Source organism: Aeromonas sp. V90_14 (genome assembly GCF_029967615.1).
Lineage (GTDB): Bacteria > Pseudomonadota > Gammaproteobacteria > Enterobacterales > Aeromonadaceae > Aeromonas > Aeromonas hydrophila.
The window spans coordinates 93,411-115,444 of sequence record NZ_JASCAS010000004.1; the positions used below are offsets into that span (position 1 = coordinate 93,411).

25 protein-coding genes, 1 other RNA gene and 1 pseudogene are annotated in these 22,034 nt (G+C 61.7%); 18 read left to right on the plus strand and 9 right to left on the minus strand.

Features of this window, described 5'->3' with window-relative positions:
* Window position 1: 1 nt before the first annotated feature.
* From QLG02_RS05355 to QLG02_RS05380, 6 genes are read right to left on the minus strand one after another with little or no spacing between them, the layout of a single operon-like run.
* The gene (locus QLG02_RS05355) at window positions 2-1,522 is read right to left on the minus strand and encodes a hypothetical protein (RefSeq protein ID WP_282464703.1); all 1,521 of its coding nucleotides are present in this window, start codon (window positions 1,520-1,522) and stop codon (window positions 2-4) included.
* On the minus strand, window positions 1,519-3,018 hold the full coding sequence (locus QLG02_RS05360; protein WP_282464735.1) for a tetratricopeptide repeat protein: 1,500 nt from the start codon (window positions 3,016-3,018) through the stop codon (window positions 1,519-1,521). Before QLG02_RS05360 ends, QLG02_RS05355 begins: the two co-directional genes overlap by 4 nt.
* Complete coding sequence (locus QLG02_RS05365; RefSeq protein ID WP_282464704.1) at window positions 3,018-4,031, minus strand: VWA domain-containing protein; 1,014 nt, start codon at window positions 4,029-4,031, stop codon at window positions 3,018-3,020. The genes QLG02_RS05360 and QLG02_RS05365 overlap by 1 nt, the downstream gene beginning before the upstream one ends.
* Complete coding sequence (locus QLG02_RS05370; protein WP_282464705.1) at window positions 4,028-4,609, minus strand: DUF4381 domain-containing protein; 582 nt, start codon at window positions 4,607-4,609, stop codon at window positions 4,028-4,030. Before QLG02_RS05370 ends, QLG02_RS05365 begins: the two co-directional genes overlap by 4 nt.
* Complete coding sequence (locus tag QLG02_RS05375; RefSeq protein WP_282464706.1) at window positions 4,594-5,484, minus strand: DUF58 domain-containing protein; 891 nt, start codon at window positions 5,482-5,484, stop codon at window positions 4,594-4,596. The genes QLG02_RS05370 and QLG02_RS05375 overlap by 16 nt, the downstream gene beginning before the upstream one ends.
* A gap of 34 nt (window positions 5,485-5,518) precedes the next feature.
* Window positions 5,519-6,469 carry an AAA family ATPase gene (locus QLG02_RS05380; RefSeq protein ID WP_029302946.1) on the minus strand — a complete coding sequence of 317 codons (951 nt, stop codon included), beginning with the start codon at window positions 6,467-6,469 and terminating at the stop codon, window positions 5,519-5,521.
* Between the two features lie 193 nt (window positions 6,470-6,662).
* On the opposite strand from QLG02_RS05380, the gene fadI reads away from it, so the two are divergent.
* From fadI to QLG02_RS05405, 5 genes and pseudogenes are all read left to right on the plus strand, one after another.
* Window positions 6,663-7,973: an acetyl-CoA C-acyltransferase FadI gene (fadI, locus tag QLG02_RS05385; protein ID WP_024945337.1), complete on the plus strand. Its 1,311-nt coding sequence runs from the start codon at window positions 6,663-6,665 to the stop codon at window positions 7,971-7,973.
* Complete coding sequence (gene fadJ, locus QLG02_RS05390) at window positions 7,973-10,120, plus strand: fatty acid oxidation complex subunit alpha FadJ (RefSeq protein ID WP_282464707.1); 2,148 nt, start codon at window positions 7,973-7,975, stop codon at window positions 10,118-10,120. The genes fadI and fadJ overlap by 1 nt, the downstream gene beginning before the upstream one ends.
* A 295-nt stretch (window positions 10,121-10,415) precedes the next feature.
* Window positions 10,416-10,556, plus strand: coding sequence for a TIGR02808 family protein (locus tag QLG02_RS05395; protein ID WP_005301193.1), 141 nt, complete (start codon window positions 10,416-10,418; stop codon window positions 10,554-10,556).
* A 192-nt stretch (window positions 10,557-10,748) separates the two neighbouring features.
* Complete coding sequence (locus QLG02_RS05400; protein ID WP_282464708.1) at window positions 10,749-11,306, plus strand: YaeQ family protein; 558 nt, start codon at window positions 10,749-10,751, stop codon at window positions 11,304-11,306.
* An 11-nt stretch (window positions 11,307-11,317) separates the two neighbouring features.
* Window positions 11,318-11,893: pseudogene (locus QLG02_RS05405) on the plus strand (AEC family transporter); the annotation flags it as partial.
* A gap of 260 nt (window positions 11,894-12,153) precedes the next feature.
* Here the strand turns inward: QLG02_RS05405 and QLG02_RS05410 are convergent.
* Window positions 12,154-12,900 carry a helix-turn-helix transcriptional regulator gene (locus QLG02_RS05410; RefSeq protein WP_282464709.1) on the minus strand — a complete coding sequence of 249 codons (747 nt, stop codon included), beginning with the start codon at window positions 12,898-12,900 and terminating at the stop codon, window positions 12,154-12,156.
* Window positions 12,901-13,308: 408 nt separating this feature from the next.
* Between QLG02_RS05410 and QLG02_RS05415 the strand changes: the two genes are divergently transcribed.
* The 12 genes from QLG02_RS05415 to QLG02_RS05470 all read left to right on the plus strand — a co-directional run bounded on the left by QLG02_RS05415 (window position 13,309) and on the right by QLG02_RS05470 (window position 19,920).
* Window positions 13,309-15,528: a DNA-binding protein gene (locus tag QLG02_RS05415; protein ID WP_215782969.1), complete on the plus strand. Its 2,220-nt coding sequence runs from the start codon at window positions 13,309-13,311 to the stop codon at window positions 15,526-15,528.
* A 35-nt stretch (window positions 15,529-15,563) separates the two neighbouring features.
* On the plus strand, window positions 15,564-16,286 hold the full coding sequence (locus tag QLG02_RS05420; protein WP_029300291.1) for an ATP-binding protein: 723 nt from the start codon (window positions 15,564-15,566) through the stop codon (window positions 16,284-16,286).
* A 69-nt stretch (window positions 16,287-16,355) separates the two neighbouring features.
* Entirely contained in the window at window positions 16,356-16,934 is a 579-nt protein-coding gene (locus QLG02_RS05425) for a hypothetical protein (protein WP_060389271.1), read from the plus strand.
* On the plus strand, window positions 16,918-17,469 hold the full coding sequence (locus tag QLG02_RS05430; protein WP_005353402.1) for a transcriptional regulator: 552 nt from the start codon (window positions 16,918-16,920) through the stop codon (window positions 17,467-17,469). The genes QLG02_RS05425 and QLG02_RS05430 overlap by 17 nt, the downstream gene beginning before the upstream one ends.
* A 56-nt stretch (window positions 17,470-17,525) precedes the next feature.
* The gene (locus QLG02_RS05435) at window positions 17,526-17,774 is read left to right on the plus strand and encodes a hypothetical protein (protein ID WP_005353401.1); all 249 of its coding nucleotides are present in this window, start codon (window positions 17,526-17,528) and stop codon (window positions 17,772-17,774) included.
* Window positions 17,775-17,793: 19 nt separating this feature from the next.
* Entirely contained in the window at window positions 17,794-17,973 is a 180-nt protein-coding gene (locus tag QLG02_RS05440) for a hypothetical protein (protein ID WP_282464710.1), read from the plus strand.
* A 10-nt stretch (window positions 17,974-17,983) separates the two neighbouring features.
* Window positions 17,984-18,604, plus strand: coding sequence for a DUF3164 family protein (locus QLG02_RS05445; protein WP_041217407.1), 621 nt, complete (start codon window positions 17,984-17,986; stop codon window positions 18,602-18,604).
* Window positions 18,605-18,616: 12 nt separating this feature from the next.
* The gene (locus tag QLG02_RS05450) at window positions 18,617-18,811 is read left to right on the plus strand and encodes a hypothetical protein (RefSeq protein ID WP_068982151.1); all 195 of its coding nucleotides are present in this window, start codon (window positions 18,617-18,619) and stop codon (window positions 18,809-18,811) included.
* A 7-nt stretch (window positions 18,812-18,818) separates the two neighbouring features.
* Window positions 18,819-18,888: hammerhead ribozyme type II (locus QLG02_RS05455), an RNA gene on the plus strand.
* A 45-nt stretch (window positions 18,889-18,933) separates the two neighbouring features.
* Complete coding sequence (locus QLG02_RS05460; protein WP_282464711.1) at window positions 18,934-19,191, plus strand: hypothetical protein; 258 nt, start codon at window positions 18,934-18,936, stop codon at window positions 19,189-19,191.
* Window positions 19,178-19,444 (plus strand): hypothetical protein, encoded by a 267-nt coding sequence (locus tag QLG02_RS05465; RefSeq protein WP_245096735.1) that lies wholly within the window; start codon window positions 19,178-19,180, stop codon window positions 19,442-19,444. The genes QLG02_RS05460 and QLG02_RS05465 overlap by 14 nt, the downstream gene beginning before the upstream one ends.
* Window positions 19,444-19,920 carry a regulatory protein GemA gene (locus QLG02_RS05470; RefSeq protein WP_282464712.1) on the plus strand — a complete coding sequence of 159 codons (477 nt, stop codon included), beginning with the start codon at window positions 19,444-19,446 and terminating at the stop codon, window positions 19,918-19,920. Before QLG02_RS05465 ends, QLG02_RS05470 begins: the two co-directional genes overlap by 1 nt.
* Here QLG02_RS05470 and QLG02_RS05475 read toward each other — a convergent pair.
* Together QLG02_RS05475 and QLG02_RS05480 are read right to left on the minus strand one after the other, a co-directional pair.
* Window positions 19,898-20,689: a toll/interleukin-1 receptor domain-containing protein gene (locus QLG02_RS05475; protein WP_282464713.1), complete on the minus strand. Its 792-nt coding sequence runs from the start codon at window positions 20,687-20,689 to the stop codon at window positions 19,898-19,900. The two genes, QLG02_RS05470 and QLG02_RS05475, sit on opposite strands and share 23 nt — an antisense overlap.
* A gap of 70 nt (window positions 20,690-20,759) precedes the next feature.
* The gene (locus tag QLG02_RS05480; protein WP_244776708.1) at window positions 20,760-21,137 is read right to left on the minus strand and encodes a hypothetical protein; all 378 of its coding nucleotides are present in this window, start codon (window positions 21,135-21,137) and stop codon (window positions 20,760-20,762) included.
* Window positions 21,138-21,579: 442 nt separating this feature from the next.
* On the opposite strand from QLG02_RS05480, the gene QLG02_RS05485 reads away from it, so the two are divergent.
* Window positions 21,580-22,008, plus strand: coding sequence for a Mor transcription activator family protein (locus tag QLG02_RS05485; RefSeq protein WP_244776710.1), 429 nt, complete (start codon window positions 21,580-21,582; stop codon window positions 22,006-22,008).
* Window positions 22,009-22,034: the final 26 nt, after the last annotated feature.

The following is a 22,034-nucleotide window of genomic DNA, read 5'->3' on the forward strand; positions in this document are numbered from 1 at the left end:
ATCAACCGATCCTGGCCAGTTGCCTGAGGCCATAGGCTATCGCAAAAGTTTCGTGGCCGCATAGGGCGCTGGCAAAGTCCGCCCAGGTTTGCGGGTGGCTCTCAGCAGGGGAAGCGGCGGCAAAACACGCGCGCTCCAGGGCGGCAAAGTGGGGCACCAGGGCGGGATCGCGACGACAGGGCAGGGTATCGAGGCGGGGATGGGGCAGTGACCAGCGCAGGCGGGCCCACGCCAGCAAGCGGGCCCGGATCTGCTCGGCATCTGCCCGACACAGCGCCTGTTGCAGGCGATAGAAGGCGTGCCAGCGCGGCCCGTGGCGCCAGCAGGCGCGCAGCAGCAGAGCCCAGATGACCCACAGCAGGCTCTCGTCGTTCGGCCCATCCTGCGCCGGCGGCGACTGCGTGCTTGCTGCGATGTGCAGGGGCGTGGCGGGCAGCCGAGCGTATTCGATGCGCCCGCGCTGGGTGTTGAACCAGGCCAGCTCGATGGCGGGCAGCAGGTAGTCACCGGGTTCGTCCACGGTCAAGGCCTGGCGCCACTCGCGCTCGAAGCGCAGCGTCCCCTTGGCGAGATAGCGCTCCTGCTGCTGCTCCCCATCTGGCCTGGCCCTGATGCCGGCGGGCAGGCCGGATGAGCCGAGCAGGCGTGCCAGATTGAGGCGGTTGCCATCACCCCCCTCCAGGGTGAGGGTCAGGGTACGGATCACCGGCTCACCCGCTCTGGCCGCCGTCGGGGGATCCAGCCGCTGACCCAGGGTGAGCTGGCTCGCCACCGGTTGCAGCGGGGGCTCGTCGATCTGCACGAACAGGGTGGCCGCCCGGGCCGAGAGCGGGTCACTGCCACCGTCATCTTGCGGCAGGCGCCCCTGAAAGCGGGGGGATTCCAGTGGATGGCGCCCCGCTTCTTTGGCCTGCAGCAGCCAGCTGCGGGTCAGGCGGCCGGGCAGACCGGGGCTTGCCGGTGGCTGCCACTGATCGTTGCCGAGGCGGCGAATGGTGAAGGCATCGCTGGCCGGCTCGGTGAGGTTGGGAGCCTCCATGTTGGCCGGCAGCCAGAGGCTGAGCTGATAGACAAACGGCTGGCCGGGGTAGAGCGGCCCCTGTTGCAGCACCCGGGCCTGCAGTTCGATGGGGGAGATGGCAGGCGTTGGCGCCAGGTTGCCGGCTTCGCTGCGTGGCGGAAAGGGGATGGATGGAGTCTGCTCCGCCCCCAGTGGCAGGGCCGGCACCTGCTGCGGGCTGGTATCCAGCAGGTGCAGGGGGATCTGCCACCGGGTCAGGCTCTGCTGCGGGGCGCTGATCCGGCTCATGGTCACCTTGCCCACCGCAAACTGGCGCAGCAGAGGGGTGATGGCAAGCTCACTGCTCTGGCGCTCGCCGTCCGCTTCGATGATCAGCAACCAGTCGCGGCGATCGGCCCCTGGCAGCAGCTCGGCCCGGGGCGGGGCGGCAAAAACCTGCGCCGTCATCAGCCAGAGCAGCAACAGGCACAGGGTATGGCAACGAGTGAAGAGGCGGCTCACCAGGGATCCTCTCCTTTCAGGTTGCCAGGGGCGAGGCCACGGTCGGCCTCCTGCTCGCGCCTGCGCTGGTCTTCCTTGCGCAGCCGCTGCTCCAGCAGCAGGACGGGAGGTGACGGAGGCAGAGGAGCGTCCGGGGTAGCGGCCTGCTCGGGGGCATCGATGGGCTTGGGATCCTGCGCCTGTGGGGTTGCCTCGGGCGGCTGGGCGCGCAGCAAGGTCAGGTTGTAGCGCGCATCCTGATGGCTGGGTTCCAGTGCCAGCGCCGCCAGATAGGCCTGCTCGGCGGCCGCCAGCTGACCGAGCTGCACCAGGGCATTGCCCCGGTTGTAGTGGGCAGTGGCCGTGCTGGCCCGGCCATAGGCGGCGGCCGCCTTGGCGTAGTCGCCAACCCGATACCAGGCATTGCCCTGCCAGACGGGATCCGCAAAGGTGCGGGCGGCCTCCTGATAGCGCTTCTGCGAGAAGGCCTGCCAGGCCTGATTGTCATGGGCAGCAGGCGGCATCGCCGTTGGCGCCGGGCTGGCTTGCAGGGAGGGGGGGGCGAGCAGCAGCGCCCCCACCAGCACCAGCCAGAGGGTGCCGATACGGGCCAGCAGCGCCAGCGGCAGCAGGGGCAGCAGCAGCCAGGGGCCGAGATCCATGGCCTGGTGCGTGCCTGTGCTCTGGCTCATGGGCAGGGGGGCAAAGCGTGGCGCCCCCTGTTGCAGCCACTGCAGTTGACCGCCGAGATCGCCGGCCAGCTGTTGCAGGGTGGCCACGTCGGGGGCCGGCAGGGTACGGCCGAAGCCACCGCCCATGGTGGCGGGCAGGCGACTGGCCTGGCCGCTGTTGACCAGCAAGACGTCGAGGCGCGCTTGCACCTGGGCGTGGCAAAAGAGGCTGCCCTGGCAGGGCCACACCGCCTTGATCCGCTCAGCCTGACGGGCGGTCAGGTCATCGGTGATCAACAGCAAGCGGGCCTGCTGGCCGGCGGGGATCTGCTTGAGCGCCAGCGCCACCGCGCGCTCGGGCGCGCTGCCTTGCCTTGGCATGATGGCCGGGCGCAGGTCGGGCAGCAGCAGGGCGAGGGCCTGGTGATCCCGGGTCGATGGCATGGCAAGGTAGGCATCCCCGGCAAACAGGATGAGGGCGATGGGATGGGCCGCTTCCTGCTGCGCTCGGTCAGCCAGCAGATCCTGCAGCAACACCCGCACCCGGGTGGCCCGGTCCGGCAGCAGATCGGTGGCCAGCATGGAGCGGGAGAGATCCAGCAGCCAGATGTCGAGGGCCGGGCTCGGAATGCTCTGGCTCTGCTGGCGCAGCGCCGGGCCGCTCAAGGCCAGGATCAGCGGCAGGCAGGCCAGCCAGAGCCAGGGAAAGTGGCGCCGCTGCCCCGGCAGCAGATAGGCCTGCATGGCGGGGGCCAGCAGCGGCGCCTGGCGACGACGGCGCCATCCCTGCCATAGCCAGGGCAGCAGGGCCAGCAACCAGAGCGGGCGCAGCAGGGTGAGCTCCATCATGGGGCGCCTCGGGACGGGCTGTCAGGCACAGTGGCTTTGCTGCTCAGCCGCGCCGGCCAGCGCAACCGGGCGGGCCAGCTCAGCAGCAGCCAGGCCAGCGCCAGCGGCCAGGGGTAGAGCTCCTGGTTGGGACGATAGCGGGTCTGCGCGGTGGCGACGGGCTCCAGAGTATCCAGCGCCTGATTGATGGCCTCGAGATCCCCCTGGGTGCGCGCCCGAAAGTAACGGCCATGGCCCACCTCGGCCAGCTGCTGCAAGAGGGCTTCGTCCAGCTCGGCGCTGGGGTCGCTCTGGGCCGGGGCCTGCGCGGGGGCCATCGCCTCGGCAAAGGTATCCGGATCGGCGCCCACGCCCAGGGTATAGAGGCGAATACCTGCGGCGGCGGCCTGTTTGGCCTCGCGCAGGGGATCGGCGCTGCCGGCGGTATTGCGTCCGTCGGTGACCAGCAACAGGGCGGTAGAGCGTTCGGGGGCCTTGTGCTGGCGAGCAAGCAGGATGGCCTCGCCGAGGGCGGTGGTGCGTCCCACCAGCTCGAAATCGAGCTCGCGGGTCAGGCCGAGCAGGGCGTCGGTCTCCTGGGTCAGGGGCGAGAGCAGATAGGCGTGATCGGCGAACACGATGAGGGCGATGCGATCGCCGGGGCGGGCGGCGATGAGCCTGTCTATCTGCTGGCGCACCGCGCTGAGCCGGTCTTTTTGCTCCCCTTGATCCAGCATGTCCTGGGTGCGCATGCTGTCGGAAAGATCCACCGCCAGGATGAGATCCCGGCTGCTCTGATAGCTCACCTGAGGCGGCTCCTGCCACTGGGGGCGGCAGAGCGCCAGCACCAGGGCGCACCAGCACAGCGCCATTCGCCACAGGGGCTGGCCGGCATGGGGGCGCAGCAGGGGAAAGCCGGCATGGGTCAATACGCCAGGATCATGTGCGCTGCGGTGGCGGGGCGGCAGACCAAAGCGCACCAGCAGCGGCAACACCAGCGCCAGGGCAAACCAGGGCCAGGCGAGGATCATGGCCGTCTCCCGGCGTGCGCATCCCTGGTGCGAGTTCGCCCCCGCTGCCAGCGGGTGCGCAGGTCCAGCAACCAGGCTGGCGGGCAGATGCAGTGACGTCCCCAGGCGAGGTAGGCCCGGCGCAGCGTCTGGCGCTGCTGCGCATCCGGGATTTGACCACCGTAGAGCCAGGCAGACCAATGCGGGGCCAGCTCGCGAAAGCGGCTGTTCCCCAGAGCATCGAGCCCCAGAGAATCAAGAAAGACGAGCCAAGGTTCTCCTTGCAGTACGGCCGCCTCGGGCCAACGGGGCAGCACGGCCTCGCGCAATACATCTTGCAGTTGGGGCACCAGATCGGGGGCCTGCCAGTCGAGCTGCCGCCGCCAGCGGCGATAACGCAGCAGGCTCTGCACGCCGAGGATGATCATGGCGCCGACCAGCAGGGCGATCAGTAGCCACCACCAGCCCAGCAGGCGGGGATCAGAGGCCAGCTGCAGCGGGGGGCCGGGGTGAATGTCGCGCAGCTGGGCCGCCAGCGAGGAAGTGGGGACGCTGCTGCCTGGCACGGCGCTGGCGAGCCAGCTCAGAATTGGCGGCATGCCCCCTCCTGCCACTGGCGTTGCAGCGGCTGGCCGTTGTCGAGCCGGTAGAGGCGCTGCACCAGCGGCAGCAGTTGCTGATGGCTCTGGCGGGCCAGCTGTTCGGCAGCTTCTTGATAGCGCCAGGCGAACCCCGGTTCGCCGGCCTCGAGCCAGCCGCTCTGCTGGCCGGCGCGCACCGCCAGGCGCCCCTGGGCGGGCAGGACTGCCTCCAGCGGATCCCGAATTTGCCAGCAATGCAGGTCGTGGCGCCGGCCGAGCAGTTGCAACTGGCGGCAGAGCGCCTCGTCGAGGGGGCTGTGATCGGTGATGAGAGTCAGTCTGGCGCCGTGGGGCAGGTTAAGCCGGGCCAGGGTATGGGCCAGGGCGTGGGGGGGCGGCGTGCGCGCCAACCCCAGCCGGTAGTGGTGGCAGAGGGCCTCCAGCAAGGGCACCAGGGGGCCGCGCTGGTGTTGAAGATGCGGCTCCACGCCGTGGCAGATCAGAGTATTGGCCTGCTTTTCCCCTTGCCAGAGCAGGGCGGCGGCCAGCTCGCAGCCCAGACGCGCCTTGAGCTGGTGGCAAGAGCCAAAGTACATGGCCGGAGAGAGATCGAGCAGCAGCCAGTGGGCCTGATCCTGCTCTTCGCTGTAGAGTCGGGTATAGGGGCGACCAAGGCGGGCGGTCACCCGCCAGTCGATGTGGCGCACCTCGTCGCCGGCCTGATAGGCGCGCAGCTCGCGAAAGGTGAGCCCCGGCATGCGGCCAAGCCGCCCTTGCGCCACCGGTTGAATGCGCGAACGCGGCCCTTGCCGGGCCCACAGCCTGATCGCCAGCAGCCTGGCAAGCGTCAGGGTGATATCGGGATGGGCGAGGGGATTGACGGCGTGTGTCATGGCAACAGGGCCCGCACAGAGGAAACGAGCGGGCTCAGGGGCATGGGATCGCATCCAGCAGCAGGGTGATGAGCGCCTCGTTGTCGAGGTTGTCCGCCAGCGCCTGATAACTGGGAATGAGGCGATGGCGCAGCACGGCCGGCGCCAGTTGCTGAATGTCTTCGGGCAGCACGAAATCCCGTCCGGCCAGCCAGGCCCTGGCGCGAGCCGCTCTGGCCAGACCTATGCTGGCCCTGGGGCTGGCGCCCACCGCGACCAGGGGTTCGAGTTCCGGACACAGGCCGCTGCCCGGCCGGGTGGCACAGACCAGCTGCACCAGATAGTGCTCGAGGCGCCCCTGCATCTGCACGGCCTGCACCGCGCTGCGGGCCGCCAGCAGATCGGCCTGGCTCAGGGTGAGCGGTGGCGTCGGCAGGGTGTCGCCGCGGGCGTTGAGCTGGAGGATGGCCAGCTCCATGGCGGGGCTCGGGTAGTCCACCAGCAGCTTGAGCAAGAAGCGATCGAGCTGGGCCTCCGGCAGGGGATAGGTCCCTTCCTGTTCTATGGGGTTTTGCGTGGCGGCCACCATAAAGAGGGGCGGCAGGCGCCAGCTCTTCTTGCCCACGGTGATCTGATGCTCGGCCATCGCCTCCAAGAGGGCGGACTGCACCTTGGCCGGCGCCCGGTTGATCTCGTCTGCCAGCACCAGGTGGTTGAAGAGAGGGCCGGGCTGAAACACGAAGCTGGCATCCTGGGGATGAAACACCTCGCTGCCGGTGAGATCGGCGGGCAGCAGGTCTGGGGTGAACTGGATGCGGGCAAAGCGCCCCTCCACCGCGCCGGCCAGCGCCTTGACGGCCCGGGTCTTGGCAAGACCGGGGGCCCCCTCGATCAACACATGTCCTTCACATAACAGGGCGATCAGCAGCCCCTCGATGAGGGGGCCCTGTCCCAGAATTTGACTACCCAGATAGTCCCCAAGCGCTCTGAACTCGGCCGCTGCCATGCAATAAACCCGTTGTTTTCATAGAAGTTGATCTTTTTATACTCCAGTTGGCGCACAAGGGCGAGGGAGGGGGCCTAGATGGCGGCAATTTAGTTTCAATCAGCCGTATGAAATTTGTGAGTGGATTGTTAAGATGTGGCGCAATGAGGTCAGACCTCTCCCTTTAGTCTTCTCGTTTAACCAAGGAGCCAGGATGAAAGAGCCATTGAAACTGACGACTCGCCAGGGCGAACGGATTGCCGTCGTGGCGGGTTTGCGCACTCCCTTTGCCAAGCAGGCCACCGCCTTTCACGGCGTGCCTGCGGTGGATCTGGGCAAGCTGGTGGTGAGCGAGATGCTCGCTCGCACCGATCTCGATCCCAAGCTCATCGACCAGCTGGTGTTCGGCCAGGTGGTACAGATGCCGGAAGCCCCCAACATTGCCCGCGAGATCGTGCTCGGCACCGGCATGAGCGTCAGCACCGATGCCTATAGCGTGTCGCGCGCCTGCGCCACCAGTTTCCAGGCCGTCGCCAACGTCACCGAATCCATCATGGCCGGCACGGTGGACATCGCCATCGCCGGCGGCGCCGACTCCTCCTCCGTGCTGCCCATCGGGGTGAGCAAGAAGCTGGCCCGCGCCCTGGTGGATCTCAACAAGGCGCGCAATCTGCAGCAGCGTTTCAATATCCTGCGTCAGTTGCGGGTCAAGGATCTGCTGCCGGTGCCGCCCGCCGTGGCCGAGTACTCCACCGGCCTCTCCATGGGGCAGACCGCCGAGCAGATGGCCAAGAGCCACCAGATCAGCCGCGAGGCGCAAGATGCGCTGGCGCACCGCTCCCACACCCTGGCCGCGCAGGCCTGGGCCGATGGCAAACTCAGTGGCGAGGTGTTTACCGCCCACGTGCCTCCCTACAAGGCGCCGCTGGAGCGAGACAACAACATCCGCGAAAGCTCGGATCTGGCGAGCTACGCCAAGCTCAAGCCGGTGTTTGACCGGGTACACGGCTCCGTTACCGCTGCCAACGCCACCCCGCTCACCGACGGCGCCGCCGCCGTGCTGCTGATGCGCGAAGGGCGGGCCCGCGAGCTGGGCCTCGAGCCGCTCGGCTATATCCGCAGTTTCGCATTTTCTGCCATCGACGTGTGGCAGGACATGCTGATGGGCCCCTCCTACGCCACCCCGCTGGCGCTGGATCGCGCCGGCATCACGCTGGCCGACCTGACCCTGATCGACATGCACGAGGCTTTTGCCGCCCAGACCCTGGCCAACCTCAAGATGTTTGCCAGCAAAGAATTTGCCCAGAGCAAGCTGGGTCGCGATCAGGCCATCGGCGAGGTGGACATGGACAAATTCAACGTCCTCGGTGGCTCGCTGGCCTTTGGTCACCCCTTTGCCGCGACCGGTGCGCGCATGATCACCCAGACCCTGCATGAGCTGCGGCGCCGGGGTGGGGGATTGGGGCTTAACACCGCCTGTGCGGCGGGTGGTCTCGGCGTGGCCATGGTGTTGGAGGTAGAGTGATGAGCGAGAAGACTTTTTCCCTGGCAGTGCGCCAGGATGGCATCGGCATTCTCACCATGGATGTGCCGGGCGAGAGCATGAATACCCTCAAGGCCGCCTTCGTGGAGGAGATCCGCGCGGTGCTGGCCGAGGTGAAAGCCAATAAAGAGCTGATCGGCCTGGTGGTGGTCTCTGGCAAGAAGGACTCCTTCATCGCCGGCGCCGACATCAGCATGCTGGCGGCCTGTAGCAGCGCCAAGGATGCCGAGACGCTGTCGCGGGAAGGGCAGGTGATCTTCGCCGAGATCGAGTCGCTGCCCATTCCGGTGATCGCCGCCATTCACGGCCCCTGCCTCGGCGGTGGGCTGGAGCTGGCACTGGCCTGCCATGGCCGGGTGGTCACCGATCACGGCAAGACGGTGCTCGGCCTGCCCGAGGTGCAACTGGGCTTGCTGCCGGGCTCCGGCGGGACCCAGCGTCTGCCGCGCCTCATCGGGGTGGCCAAGGCGCTCGATCTGATGCTGACCGGCAAGCAGGTACGGGCCAAGCAGGCCAAGAAACTGGGGCTGGTGGACGACGTGGTGCCGCCCTCCATCCTGCTGGACGCCGCCATCAAGTTGGCCAAGAAGGGCAAGCCCCGTCACGAGCTGAAGCGGGATCTGCAGGGCAAACTGCTGGAAACCAACAAGCTGGGCCGCAAGGTGCTGTTCGATCAGGCCCGCAAAGGGGTGAAGGCGAAGACCCGCGGCAACTACCCGGCCCCGGATCTGATCCTGGAAGTGGTGCGCATCGGGGTGGAAGAGGGGATGCAGGCCGGTCTTGCCGCCGAATCCCGCCACTTTGGCGAGCTGGTGATGACCAGCGAATCCGCCGCTCTGCGCTCCATCTTCTTTGCCACCACCGAGATGAAGAAGGAGGTCACCTATCAGGGGGCCGAACCGCGCAAGGTGGGTCATGCCGCCGTGCTGGGCGGTGGTCTGATGGGGGGCGGCATCGCCTTCGTCACCGCCACCAAGGCGGGCGTGCCGGTGCGGATCAAGGACGTGGCCAGCAGCGGCATCGGCAATGCCATGCGCTACAGCTACGACATTCTGGCCAAGAAGCTCAAGCGTCGCCAACTGCTGCGCAGCGAGCTTGAGAAGCAGATGAGCCTGCTCACCGGCGCCCTCGACTACTCCGGTTTCCACCGGGTCGACATGGTGGTGGAAGCAGTGTTCGAAGATCTTTCCCTCAAGCACCAGATGGTGAAGGACGTGGAGCGCGAGTGCGGCGAGCACACCGTGTTTGCCTCCAACACCTCATCTCTGCCGATCCACCAGATCGCCTCGGCGGCGGCGCACCCGGAGCGGGTGGTGGGGCTGCACTACTTCAGCCCGGTGGACAAGATGCCGCTGGCGGAGATCATCCCCCACGCCGGCACCAGTGCCGAGACGGTCGCCACCACTCTGGCGTTTGCTCGTGCTCAGGGCAAGACCCCCATCGTGGTCAAGGACGAGGCGGGCTTCTATGTCAACCGCATCCTGGCCCCCTACATGAACGAGGCGGCGCGCCTGGTGCTGGAAGGGGAACCGGTGGAGGTGCTGGACGGCGCCCTGCTCGATTTCGGCTTCCCGGTGGGCCCCATCACCTTGCTGGACGAGGTGGGCATCGACGTGGGTGCCAAGATCTCCCCGATCCTCGAAAAAGAGCTGGGGGGCGAGCAGTTCCAGGCCCCGGCCGCTTTTGACAAGCTGCTGCAAAACGATCGCAAGGGGCGCAAGAACGGCAAGGGCTTCTACCTCTACGGCAAGGCGGCCCCGCGCAGCAAGCTCACCGGCAAAGAGGGCAAGAAGACAGTGGACGAGAGCGTCTACGGCGTGCTCGGCATCTCGCCCCAGGCCAAGCTGGCCAAGGCGGAGCTGGCCGAGCGCTGCGTGCTGATGATGCTCAACGAAGCGGCCATGGCGCTGGACAGCGGCGTGGTGGCCTCGGCTCGCGACGGCGACATCGGCGCCATCTTCGGCATCGGCTTCCCGCCGTTCCTGGGCGGCCCGTTCCGCTACATGGACAGCCTCGGCATCGAGCACCTGGTGGGGCGCCTTGAGCACTACCAGAAGCGCCATGGCGACCGCTTCGCCCCTTGCGATCGCCTCAAGGCGATGGCGGCGGAGCAGCAGCGCTTCTATTGAGGATGCGCCGCTCGCGGCAACTGGCCAACCGACAAGGAGGCGACCCCGGGGTCGCCTCCTTCTTTTTGGCGCCGAGATGGAAAATGCGGGGGCAGTAGGCTGACAACTGGTTGAATCCCGTCCATATTTTTCCTCGGCAAGGGATAAATTGTTGATCCAACTCAAACTAGCCCCCTATTTATTACTTTGGTGGCATAGGACTCAGGCGCTGGTTGGGGTCAAATAGCATCATCAGGAACGGGGGGATAACCCCGTCACGAAAGGGACACCCATTTCACTGGATGAAGGACACATAATGAGTCTGCTTGAACAAACCATCTGGACTGTATTGGGATACGGGGCCATGCCCTTTATCTTCCTGAGCGGGTTTGTGGCGGTGGCAGTGACCTGCTGCCTGCTGCTCAATGCCTTCGGGGTCAAGTCCGCCGAGAAGTGATCCGCTTCTTTCGTTCATACCGCCAAATGCCAGTCTTCGGACTGGCATTTGTTTTTTGAGCCTTGGCAGGCAGTTATCTGCGCTCCAGGGGCCAAATGTGTGCTGCTTGAGGTCGAACCGGCCGCCGATTTTGATTACACTGGCGCGCAGTTTTTCGTTTCGGCCCGCTTCCCAAGGTATTCAAGGTTTTCTATGGCTCTCAAGGCAACCGTATTCAAGGCTCAGCTCAGCCTGTCCGACATGGATCGCAATCTGTATCAGGACTTCTCTCTCACCCTGGCCCGTCACCCCTCCGAGACCGACGAGCGGATGATGATCCGGCTGGCCGCCTTCGCCTGGCATGCCGCCGAGCGGCTGGAGTTCACCAAGGGCCTCTCTGCCGATGACGAGCCGGAACTCTGGCGCAAGAACTATTCCGACGAGATTGAACTCTGGATCGAACTCGGTCAGCCTGACGAGCGCCGTCTCAAGAAGGCGTGCAACCGCTCCCGTCATGTGGTGCTCTACCTCTACGGCGGCCGTGGCACCAGCGTCTGGTGGAAGCAGAACCAGGGCAAACTCGGCCTGCACGACAACCTCACCGTGATTGAGCTCTCCGACAGCCAGACCCTGCCGCTGACCGAGATGGTGGAGCGCACCATGCAGCTCACCTGCACCATCTCCGATGGCCAGCTCTGGGTGAGCAACGGCCGCCAGGAAGTGACCCTGGATCCTTTGCTGCTGATGGGAACCCCCGCCCGCGAACTGTAAAGGACTCGCCCATGTTCAGCGCGCTGCTCAATATCGTCATTCCGGTGTTTGCGGTGGTGGGGCTCGGCGCCCTCTACGGCCGGTTGCGTCCGGGCGGCGCGCTGGGTTACGTCAACCGGGCCAATATCGAGCTGTTTACCCCGGCGCTGGTGTTCTCGGCGCTGGTCAAATATCCGCTGGATCTGATGGCCCACCTCTCGCTCATCGCGGCGGGGGCCCTGGTGATCCTGCTGCCGGGGTTGCTGCTCTCCCTGCTCAGGCTTAGCAGCATCAGCCGACCGGCCCTGATCCTGCCCGCCATGTTTCGCAACACCGGCAACCTCGGCATTCCGCTGATGGTGCTGGCCTTTGGCGAGCAGCAGCTGGGTGCCATCATCATCCTCTTCGTGCTCTCCAACCTGCTTCACTTCTCGGTGGGCATGTTCATCCTCTCGGCCAACACCTCCCGCTGGCTCTGGCTGAAAAGCCCTGTGCTGTGGGCCGCCCTGGCGGGCCTGCTGGTGGCCAATCTGCACATTCCGCTGCCCGAATACCTGGTGACCAGCGCCTCTCTGCTCGGCCAGATCTCGGTGCCGCTGATGCTGTTTGTGTAACCCATCACCAAGAATGAAAAACCGGGAGCTGGTGAAAACAAGTGGGAGATGGCGGGACAAACTCAGGAATGGCGGGGCTTGTGGCGTGATGCGGTTAAACCAAGCCGTTTAACCGCAAAATGAAAACTTTAGAGTCAGGCAGCGAGTCGATGCACTGAAAATGAAAAATGTAGTGATTGCTGCCTAGAGCCATTTAAACAATCACTGGCCAGATAATATCAGCTGCGGGGTATCACAAAATCAGATAGTTATAGTTAAAAAAAGTCGTGCCCGGCCCAGACTACCTTGCCGATCACGGCCAGGTTCTCCAGCTGGTTGGCTGGAACGACCTGCAGGGGGTAATCATCGCGGTTGTCGCTGATGATGGTGATCCCGCCATCGAAGTTTTTCTGCAGGCGCTTGGCGTAGAGCTCTTCCCCCAGGCGCAGCACGAAGATGGATCCGTCTTCGATCTGATTTTTGCTGATATCGACCAGGATAGAGTCACCAGAGTGGATGGTGGGCTCCATGCTGTCGCCTTTGGCGAAGACCACCACCAGGTTATCCGGGTTTAACTTGCGAAACGTGAGCCACTTGCGGCGAAAGGCCAGCTTGCGTTTAACCTCATGATCATCATTAAACGCACCATGGCCGGTACTGACGGTGACATGGTAGCCATCAATCAGCGCGTACTCCTCATCAAACTCCTCACGTTGCACCATCTGCTCGGCCGTTCCATCGGGGTGTTTCGGGCCCAGACCGGTGGCCAGCCACTCCAGGTTCACATTGAACGTCCGCGCGATGCGCAGCGCCTTGTCGATGGTGGGTAGTGAATTAAACGGGGGGAAGTATTTGCGCATCCCCGACTCACTCATCCCCACCAGTTCGGCAAATGCCTTGTAGCTCAAGCTCCCGCGCAGCTCATCCAGACGGTCACTCAAAGTATCCATTCCCGCCGTCAGAAAAGATACCTCACCGTCTTTTTGTACTGCTTGTGGTTTTTCTTCATAACGCTCTGACATACAAGGAATTCTCGGCTAGTAGCTGATGCTGGTGAGTCGATAGACAAAAAATTCCGCACAAAAAGACTTGTCAATCTTTTTGGGGTGATCAATCATTCATATATGACGCATTGCGACATAAAATCATTCTTTTATGAATGACAAAGATACGCACTGCGACACTTGATGATACCGAAACGGGGTGAGTATGTCAGGGAAAACACCAGAGTGGATCAGGGCTGAGCTCATAAAATGCGGATATTCCCAAGCTGCTTGGGCCCGCGCTAAAGGGTTGCACCCCCGAGCCGTACAGCGTTGCATCAAACACTATGCTCCGGCCAGAGGGATTAGCCCCAAGCGTCGGGAAAGCCGCGCCATCATGGCCCTGCTGTCCGAGTCGCTGGGGATCGATCTTCTGGGAGGTGACCAATGAGCACCTGGTACACCGCCCAGGCGCTGGCCGGATTGGTCGGCATGCCCGCTTACCCCGATGGTGTGCGCAAAAAGGCCGAGCGTGAAGAGTGGCAAAGCCGCAAGCGCGAGAAAGGCAAAGGGGCTGAATACCACATTGGCTCACTGCCGATTGAAACCCGTCGTTACCTGGCAGAACAAGCGGTGGCCGCACAAGGCCATGCAGTGACCGACCATGCAGCGGGTGGCAAGGCCATGGCCAAGTTGCTGGCGCGTGAGGTGCCGGTCAAACCGGAGGCAGGCCGCAAATTGCTGACATTGGGGGAGGGGCCTCGCCAGAAGGTCGATGCCAGACTGCTCATCCTGCAGGCTGCCGATATCTTCCTGGCCCCCTATTACGCTTGCCAGCAAGGGGAGGTGGGTCGCCGTGCCTTTATCGAGGCATACCGTGCCCGCACTCTCGCCCTGCCTGTCAGCGTTTATGAAAGGCAAAAGCCATTCAGTCTGATCACCCTGCGCCGCTGGCAAAGTGCGCTGGCGGATGAAGGCCCCGCAGCCCTGGCTGGCAACTATCAGCGGGAGCGGCCATCAACCGTCGAACAGAGCCCGGATCTGGCCCAGTTTCTCACCGCCTTGGTCACCACCAAGCCCCATTTGGCCAACAAGTGGGGGGCACTGCACGAACTGGCCAGCCAATACAGCGAAATGAATCAGCTGGGATGGCAGATCCCCAGCCAATCCTCCTTGCGTCGCTGGATGGTGAAATGGTTGGCAGAGAACAAGGTGGCGTTTGCCTATACCACCAACCCGGATGCCTACAACAACAAATACCGCAGCGCGATCGAGGAGATGTACCCCTGGATGGCCCAGCCCAACGACGTCTGGGAGTTCGATAGCACTCCGGTCGATGCGATGCTGGTGGATGGTCGTCACAGCATCATCGCGGTGATCGATGTGTATACCCGCCGCGTCCGTCTGCTTGTAGCCAAGAGCTCATCGAGCGAGGGGATCTGCCTGTTGCTGCGCAAGACCCTGCTGGCCTGGGGCACGCTCAACGATAACGGCGTGATGCGCACTGATAACGGCTCTGATTACGTGAGCCAGCGGGTCATGTCCATCTGCACTCTGCTTGGTATGAACGTCAGCCGCTCCAACGCCTATTCAGGGTGGGAGAAACCCCATATCGAGCGCTTTTTCCGCACCTTGAGCCACGGCCTGATCGAGCTGTTGCCCTCCTATATCGGCCACTGCGTGGCAGACCGTCAGGTGATCGAGGCGCGCAAGAGCTTTGCCCAGCGGCTGGAGGAGAAGCGCAAACCGGATGCACAAAAAGAGATTTACGAGCTGGCCATGACGGCCGCCGAACTGCAAACCCTGCTCGATAACTGGCTCGATGCCCGTTACCACAACCGCAAGCACAGTGCCCTCGGGGTCAGTCCCAATGAAAAGTACCAGCTGGCTCGTTACCAGCGCCGCGCCATTCCCGATGAAGCTGCGCTGGATCTGCTGCTCAACCATATCGGTGAGGCGACCGTCTCCAAAGGTTTTATCAAGGCCGGTGGTCTCAAATACAGCGCCCCCGAACTGTTGGAGCACAACTGGAAGAGCCAGCGGGTCAGCGTCTTTCTCGATCCGTGCGATGTGGGCCGCGCCATCTTGTACCGCACTGGCGATTGGAACGAGCGGATCGAGGCCATCAACATCGACCTGCTGGGCAATGGCATCAGCCCCGATGCCTTCCGGGCGGCCAAAAAAGCCGATGCCAAGGCGTTGGCCAGTTTTCGCCGCGAGATGCGCAACCTTGCCAAAACCTTTGGCATCGACCAGCTCCATCAGGATGTGGTGCGCCACTTCGTCGACCAGGCCAAGGGTATTGAAGCGTTCAGCCGTCGTGATCTCACCCTCGATAACCCGGCATTGGCCGCGCTCACCGGGGTCTCAACACCCGCTGAACCCGCCCGTTTCAATGCGGCAGAGCTGGCCGCCATAGAAGCCAGACGAGAAGCGAAAGCGCTGCGGGCGCAAGCTACCGCAGGGCAGGAATCGAGAGCACTCAAGACCGAGTACGAGCAAGCCATCTATCTGGCAGAGCGGGAGCTGGATACCCCGCTGACAGAGCGGGAGAAGGAGTGGCTGACCCGATACCTCTACAGCCACAAGCTGATGGCAAAACGCATTAACCGCCATCTGGATGAAGTTCGGGCTACCCGCCGCACCCAGGCAAAGGTTAGCGAGTAGCCCGAAAAGGCCCAAAAACAAAGGACAAACCCACTATGAAACACAAGATCGTTGAAGTCAAAAACATGATCAAGACCGAGCAGCTGCTCGACAACTTGCTCAACCGCTCCAGCATCGTGCCGGGCATTGGCCTGATCCACGGCCCCTCCGGCTTTGGCAAGACCACCGCCGTGGAATGGCTGTTCAACCAGGACGAAGTGAACGGCATCTATGTCCGCTGCTACAAGGCCGACACGGTGACCAGCCTGCTGGAGCAGATAGCCAAAGAAATCGGCATTCCCCAGCGCCACAACCTGCGCGCTCAGGTCGATAGCATCATCGAATCTGTGCGCGCCGAAGAGCTGGCCATCTTCGTGGACGAGGCCGATTACGTGGTCGGCAATGCCCGCATCATGGAGACCCTGCGCGATATCTACGATGCCACCGAACAACCCTTGATCCTGGTCGGGATGGAAGAGATTGCCCGCCGCATCAGCCAGCGCAAGCAGCTGTTTAACCGCATCTCCCAGTGGATCGAATTCAAACCGGCCGATCTCGATGACGTGTCCCTGATTGCCAGCGAAATGCTGGAGGTGGATGTGGAGATCGACGATGCACTGCTGGATCTGATCCGCAAGCGTTCCAACGGCGTGGTGCGCACCATCGTCTCGGCCCTCGACAAGATTGAAAAAATGGCGATGGCCTCTGATGCCCGGATTATCCGGCTGGAGGACGTTGACGCCAGCGAGCTGCTCCATGACGTGCGTCGCAGCCGCTAGCCGTCAGGCTACAGCCAATAAAAACAAAGCACGGGAGGGATTCCAGTGGTTGATACAAAAGCAACGCTAATGACGTTGCAAGCCTGGGAATGGATGTGCCAGCAAGAGACGTTTCTGATCAAGGACGTGATCGCCGTGACGGGAATGTCGGAGGCACATATCTACAAGGTCGTGCGTGACTGGTTGGCCGCTGGCCACCTCATTAAACACCCGGACGGCGTGGTATCCCGCCCGGCCTATTTCAAAGTGGTTAGCGCCCAATACGTGCCACCGATTGGCAAAAGCAGTGGCCAGAAGCGGCCTAAATGCCGGAACAAGCGCAAAACCAATCAACAGAAAATGTGGAACACCATGAAGATCAGCCGCTTCTTCACCCTGACAGACCTGATGTTGACGGCAGAGACGGGTCAGAAACAAGCCTGGTTTTACACCGATAGGTTGGTGAAAGCCGGTTACGTCAAGGTGCTGTTCAAAGTTGACAGTTTGCTGCCTGTACCTGCCAGACACGGCCTGACAGGACGTTATCAGCTGGTCAGGGATACAGGCCGTTATGCCCCGCTGTGTCGTGACCATGGTTGCTGGGATCAAAACCAGCAGCAGTTATACCCGTTCCAACGGGAGGAGGAGGCACATGGAAACGTGGCTTGAGGTGTTGCAGGCCGAAGTGGCGGCCAGTTCGCTGGCCCAGGTAGCCGAGAAGCTCGGGCTCTCTCGCACCACCATCAGCCAGGTCTGCAACGAAAAGTATCCCGGTGATATGGCAAGGGTACAGACCCTGGTGGAGGGGGCACTGATGGGCAACAAGGTGAGGTGCCCCATCCTGGGGGATATCCCGGCGCATCAGTGTCTCGCTCACCAACGCCGTGGCCCGAGCGAAGTGGGCAGCAGTCCGATGGATATCAAGCTCTGGAAGGCATGCCGCAGCGGTTGCCCCCATAGCCAGCTGACCGAGGCGCAGCAACTGCGCCGCCCAATGCGGTTATCGGTAGAGCAGGGCAAAGGGGCGCAGAAAACGGCTCGCTATGACGCCGAGGCCACCCTCTCCAGATTGCGCCGTCAGGCTAAAAGCGATGGCGACAATGCCAGCAGCAGCCTGCGCATCCTAAGTGAGCTGCTGGCCGAAGAGCTGAAAATCATGGCCATCAAATACAACCGGCTGCTCGACAAGCAAGAAGGCAAATAAGGGTTGGTGGGGCTCTTTCGCGGTGGGCCCGGTGACGAGATCACAAGGAGAACGGGATGAAAAAGCATCTGCACAGCAATTTGCAAAAGACCGCCGAGCAACTCAGCCACTGGCTGACGGCCAAGGGATATGACGTTCGCACCAGTCGGGTTTGCCATACCCCGCTGCTGGCGGTTACCGGGCCACTGCCCAAAGAGATGCAGGCGCGCGCCGTGTTGAGCCGTGAATGTCTTGCGGGCGTGGTGCGTGAAGTTGCCCTGGTGCGTTTTGGCGGCTGCCTGCTCCACTGGCGCCAAGAATCCTGAAACTGGCAAGGGGGATGAGATGAGCAAGATCCAGCTTGAGATAGAAGACGAGGCGCTGGCGCGGGTGGTGCTGCGCCAGTTACCCAAGTTCCTCGAATTCTGCAGCGCGGCCCACCAGGAGGAGCTGGCGAGCGCGACAGCAGAGCAGTACAGCGCCGTGATGTGCCCTCCGGTGCCCGGCAGCAACAAGATCCATTAAGGAGAAGCCCATGCAAGAAGCACAAACCAGCAGTACCACCCCGATGCGCCAGAACGCCCAGGGACACTGGGTACCGGAAAACCTGATCGCCCCGGCAGACAAGCTGCGCGACGAAGTGGTGCTGGCCATTATCGCGGCAGCTCGCGAGCAACGCGCACAGCTGGCCGCCTTCAAGATTGGCGCCATGCAACAGATCGCCGACTTTGTGGATCTCTCCGCCGAGCAGTACGGGGTGGCGTGGGGCGGTACCAAGGGCAACGTGACCCTGCTCAGTTTTGATGGTCGTTACAAGCTGATTCGGGCAGTGGGGGAGCACCGCAAATTTGATGAACGGATCCAGGCCGCCAAAGCGCTGATTGACCAGTGCATTGAGCGTTGGAGCGATGGCGCCAGCAGCGAGATCCGCGCCCTGGTAGACCATGCCTTTCGGGTCTCTAAGAGCGGTCATATCGATGTGAATCAGGTGCTCTCCCTGCGTCAGCTCAATATCGATGACCCGGATTGGCTGCTAGCCATGCAAGCCGCTGTCGATGCCATCCAGGTGACCGGCACCAGCCAATATCTGCGGCTGTACGAGCGTGACGCTCACGGGCGTTACATCCAGATGAGCCTGGATCTGGCCAAGGTATAGGGAGGAGGCGTGATGGAAATCAACGTGGAAAAAGCCGAAGAGCAACTGCTGCTCTGTGAGCAGATCACCGAAACCGAGGGCACCTGCTACCCCGACGACACCTATGAGGATGGCATCAAGGCCGCCCTGCTCTGGGCGCTGGGGCTGGGGCCAGCCCCCCTCAATGCCGAGGAGTATCAAGGGGTGACGCCACTGCAGTTCGATTAATGGCCTGATGCGAAACGGGGCGGCAATGCCGCCCTGTCTATCCGGTGTGGTGGCCGGGTACTGATGAGCAACCAAACGATCTGGGCCCAGGTCTTCACCGTCTTGATACAAGGAGCACGGCGATGACCAAAACAGAGATGGATATTCGGCTTACCAAGATATTCAGCAGCGCAGCCATTGCACTGGTAGCGGCTGACAAACGGGCTGTGTGCAAACAGCTCAAACAGTTTGATAAAGAGGCGCGCGCCCGTGGTTTTCACGCACTGGCCGGAGAAGCCTGCCAGATGCGCTGGCAACTGGTGGCCGAGCTGCAACAGGCCAAATCGGCCAGAGATTGTGGTGGGGTACACGGAACCGGGGATCGCTATGGCCATCTATAGCCCCCTGCTGGCCCCCCATATTCTAGCTCGCCGCCTGCAAAGCGGTCGGGCCTGCATCACCGAACTGGGGCTGGAGCAGCGCTGCCCCCGTTGTGGCGAGTTCTGGCCATGGGATACCGAGTTTTTCGGTGTGGCGAGCGATGCCTCTGGGCTCTCCAGCTGGTGTCGGGGGTGCCTCAATGAGCACTACCAACAGCTGAGAGTGGCCGGGCAGCACCATGACAGCAAGGCAGAACGGGGAGGAGATAGGTGATGGATAAACGCAGCAGACTGATCCGGTTGGTACAGGTGGGGCGCCGTGCGTTGGCGCTCGATGACGAGTGTTACCGTGACTTGCTGGCCAGCCATACCGGCAAGCGTAGCGCCGCCCTGTTGGACGAGCAGGAGCTGGAGCTGGTGCTGGCTGTCTTCAAGGCGGCGGGCTTTATTCCCAAGCCTGGTCGCCATACGGCCAACAGACGGCTGAGTCCTGCGGCCGGTAGCCATCTTAGGGTCAATGAAATTGCCAAGATCAGGGCCATCTGGTGCGAGATGGCCCGCCTTGGCATCGTCAGGGATGGTTCGGAAACCGCATTAAACCACTGGGTTCAACGGATGACTGCCCGTTTAAACGGTGGGGTAGGAGTTGCCGAGGTGGGCTGGCTGGATGCGCCTCTGGCCGTCAAAGTGCTGGAGGCGCTGAAAAAATGGTCTGCCAGAATAAAACTTAAAGTACCGTCGCGTTACTGAACATAGATTTAGTTAAAACATCTTGAACTCTTTTCTGCGGTAGATTGTACATATCACAAATTTCTGAAACTGATTTTCCTGACTTGTAAGAAGACAGAATGTCAGCATCAGTCATATGAAACTCAGTCATTTTTGAGGATACATGTGGCGGTGGTGGTGCAATATGCGTATTTAATGCATTGATCTTTTCGATTTTGTTCACTCGGTTATTTAGGGACCGAGTGATATCCAGTATTTCGCTCAAAAGATCTTGATCTGATCGTGGAGCAGGAGTTTCAGGGTTTTCTGTTCGCTCCAGAATTGCTAGGAAACCTTGTTCAAACTGTTCCCAATAAGTATTGAACACTGCTTCCAGAATTCGAGGGTCCAGTGCTTGATTCTCCAACCTGTTGTTGAGAGTTCGAACGAGTTCAAACATATTATCCCGATCGGGTAAGGTATGATTTAGCTGGGCAAGTGGGTCTTTGATGTCGCTGGGTTTGAGATCTACAAGTAGGGTACAAACTCGAGAATTGGATAGTCCCTTGGCCAGGGCACCCGCCTCAAAAAGTATCCAAGGCCTTTCCTTGTTTTCTTGGGTAAGGCAGATAATTCCGGTAGTAGTATCTTGTAGCTGATCTTGAATTTCATTAAACCAGAGCGCTCCACGATCAATGTCTTTGGTCGAAATCCACGGGCGGATCGCCTGCAATACGCAACGTAGCCACTCATCCAGCAAGGTGGCCACCAATCTGCTGCGTTCCCCCGACCAACTCAGAAATACCTTCATCGCTTACCCCATTAACCTGCTGATTGAAGGAGGATTTTATCTGATGGGCGAAACAGGGGCCAGCAGAATCCTAGTCACTCCACCGCGCCAGCAAGCGGGCTAAAAAACCGAGTAGCCCTGAATGGTGTTGGCTCGGCTCCAGTTCCGTTGCCAACAGCTTGATACCTGCAATCAAGAGACCTAACCATAGGAATGCCATTCCAACGAATTCAGACCAATGTAGTCTGCGCGCAACAGCTTGGAAGGCCATGGTACGGATATCCAAACCGGTTGTGAGCTGAGGGATTTCTTGAATCTTGCTGATGATCCATGCGGGTAGTAGCCAGTAGAAAAGCCCATATCCGATCAGGCCCAGCATTAGAGAACACCACCAGGAACTCATCAGCATAGTGCTGGCGGTGCCGGTAATAAGCGACTGGTTTCTCCGTCGATAATAACGTCGTGCCATTTCCCCTCCTTGGGGCAAGTAGGAAGGTCAGTAGAGGCGGTTTCTGAGCTTTTTTAGACGAGAGCGAGTGAGGTTGATACCACTGAACATTATCATTACTCCGATCAATGCTATCGCCCCCCAGAGTATGTGAAATACCTGCGCAGGTATAATGTGGAAGTGCAAAGTTCCCTCAGCAAATTGCATCGGGTCTGGTTGGAAAAAGCCGGGGATGATCATCAGCAGCAAGCCACAGTGCAGGCATAGGCAGGGAAGAAAGCTGCTGGCGCCATATCCAGCATGACCATCATATCGAGCAGCCACTCTTTAAAGCGTTCATTCCATTTCATTCGTCTCAATCTCCCTTTGATAACGAGGGACTCAGTATGCGCTAAAAAATGTGCGCATAAAATGGCCTGTGTTCTAATCGGCGCACCGCTTTTTCTGTTTTGCCGGGGGAGTCATGGAACAGCATCAGGATCTCTTTGCCGATGATCACGCTTCGCTGGGGCAACTGGTCGATCGCCTCGACCAGATCCCGGCCTCTGAATTGACGGCTAAATGGCCCAAAGCCCTGAGTGAGCTGGTCGATGTGTTGGCCTGCGAGTTGATCAGAGAGGGAATGGAGCCGGATCTGGCCAAGGCTCAGGCCCGCAAGTTGGCACTGGTACAGGCCCACTATATGGGTGGCCGAGCCTACTACATCCCCACTGGGGAACATCTCAAGGCTGCGCTGCGGGATAGGGCCATCTGGGATGAATTCAACGGCCGTAATATCGACCAGCTGGCTCGCAAGCATGGCCTGTCGGTACCGCAGACCTATGCGGTGGTGGCGGAGCAGCGGCAACTGACCCGGCTGCGGCATCAGTCTGACCTGTTTGGTCATGAATAAGGAGAGGACTAATATCAAAGAGAAAC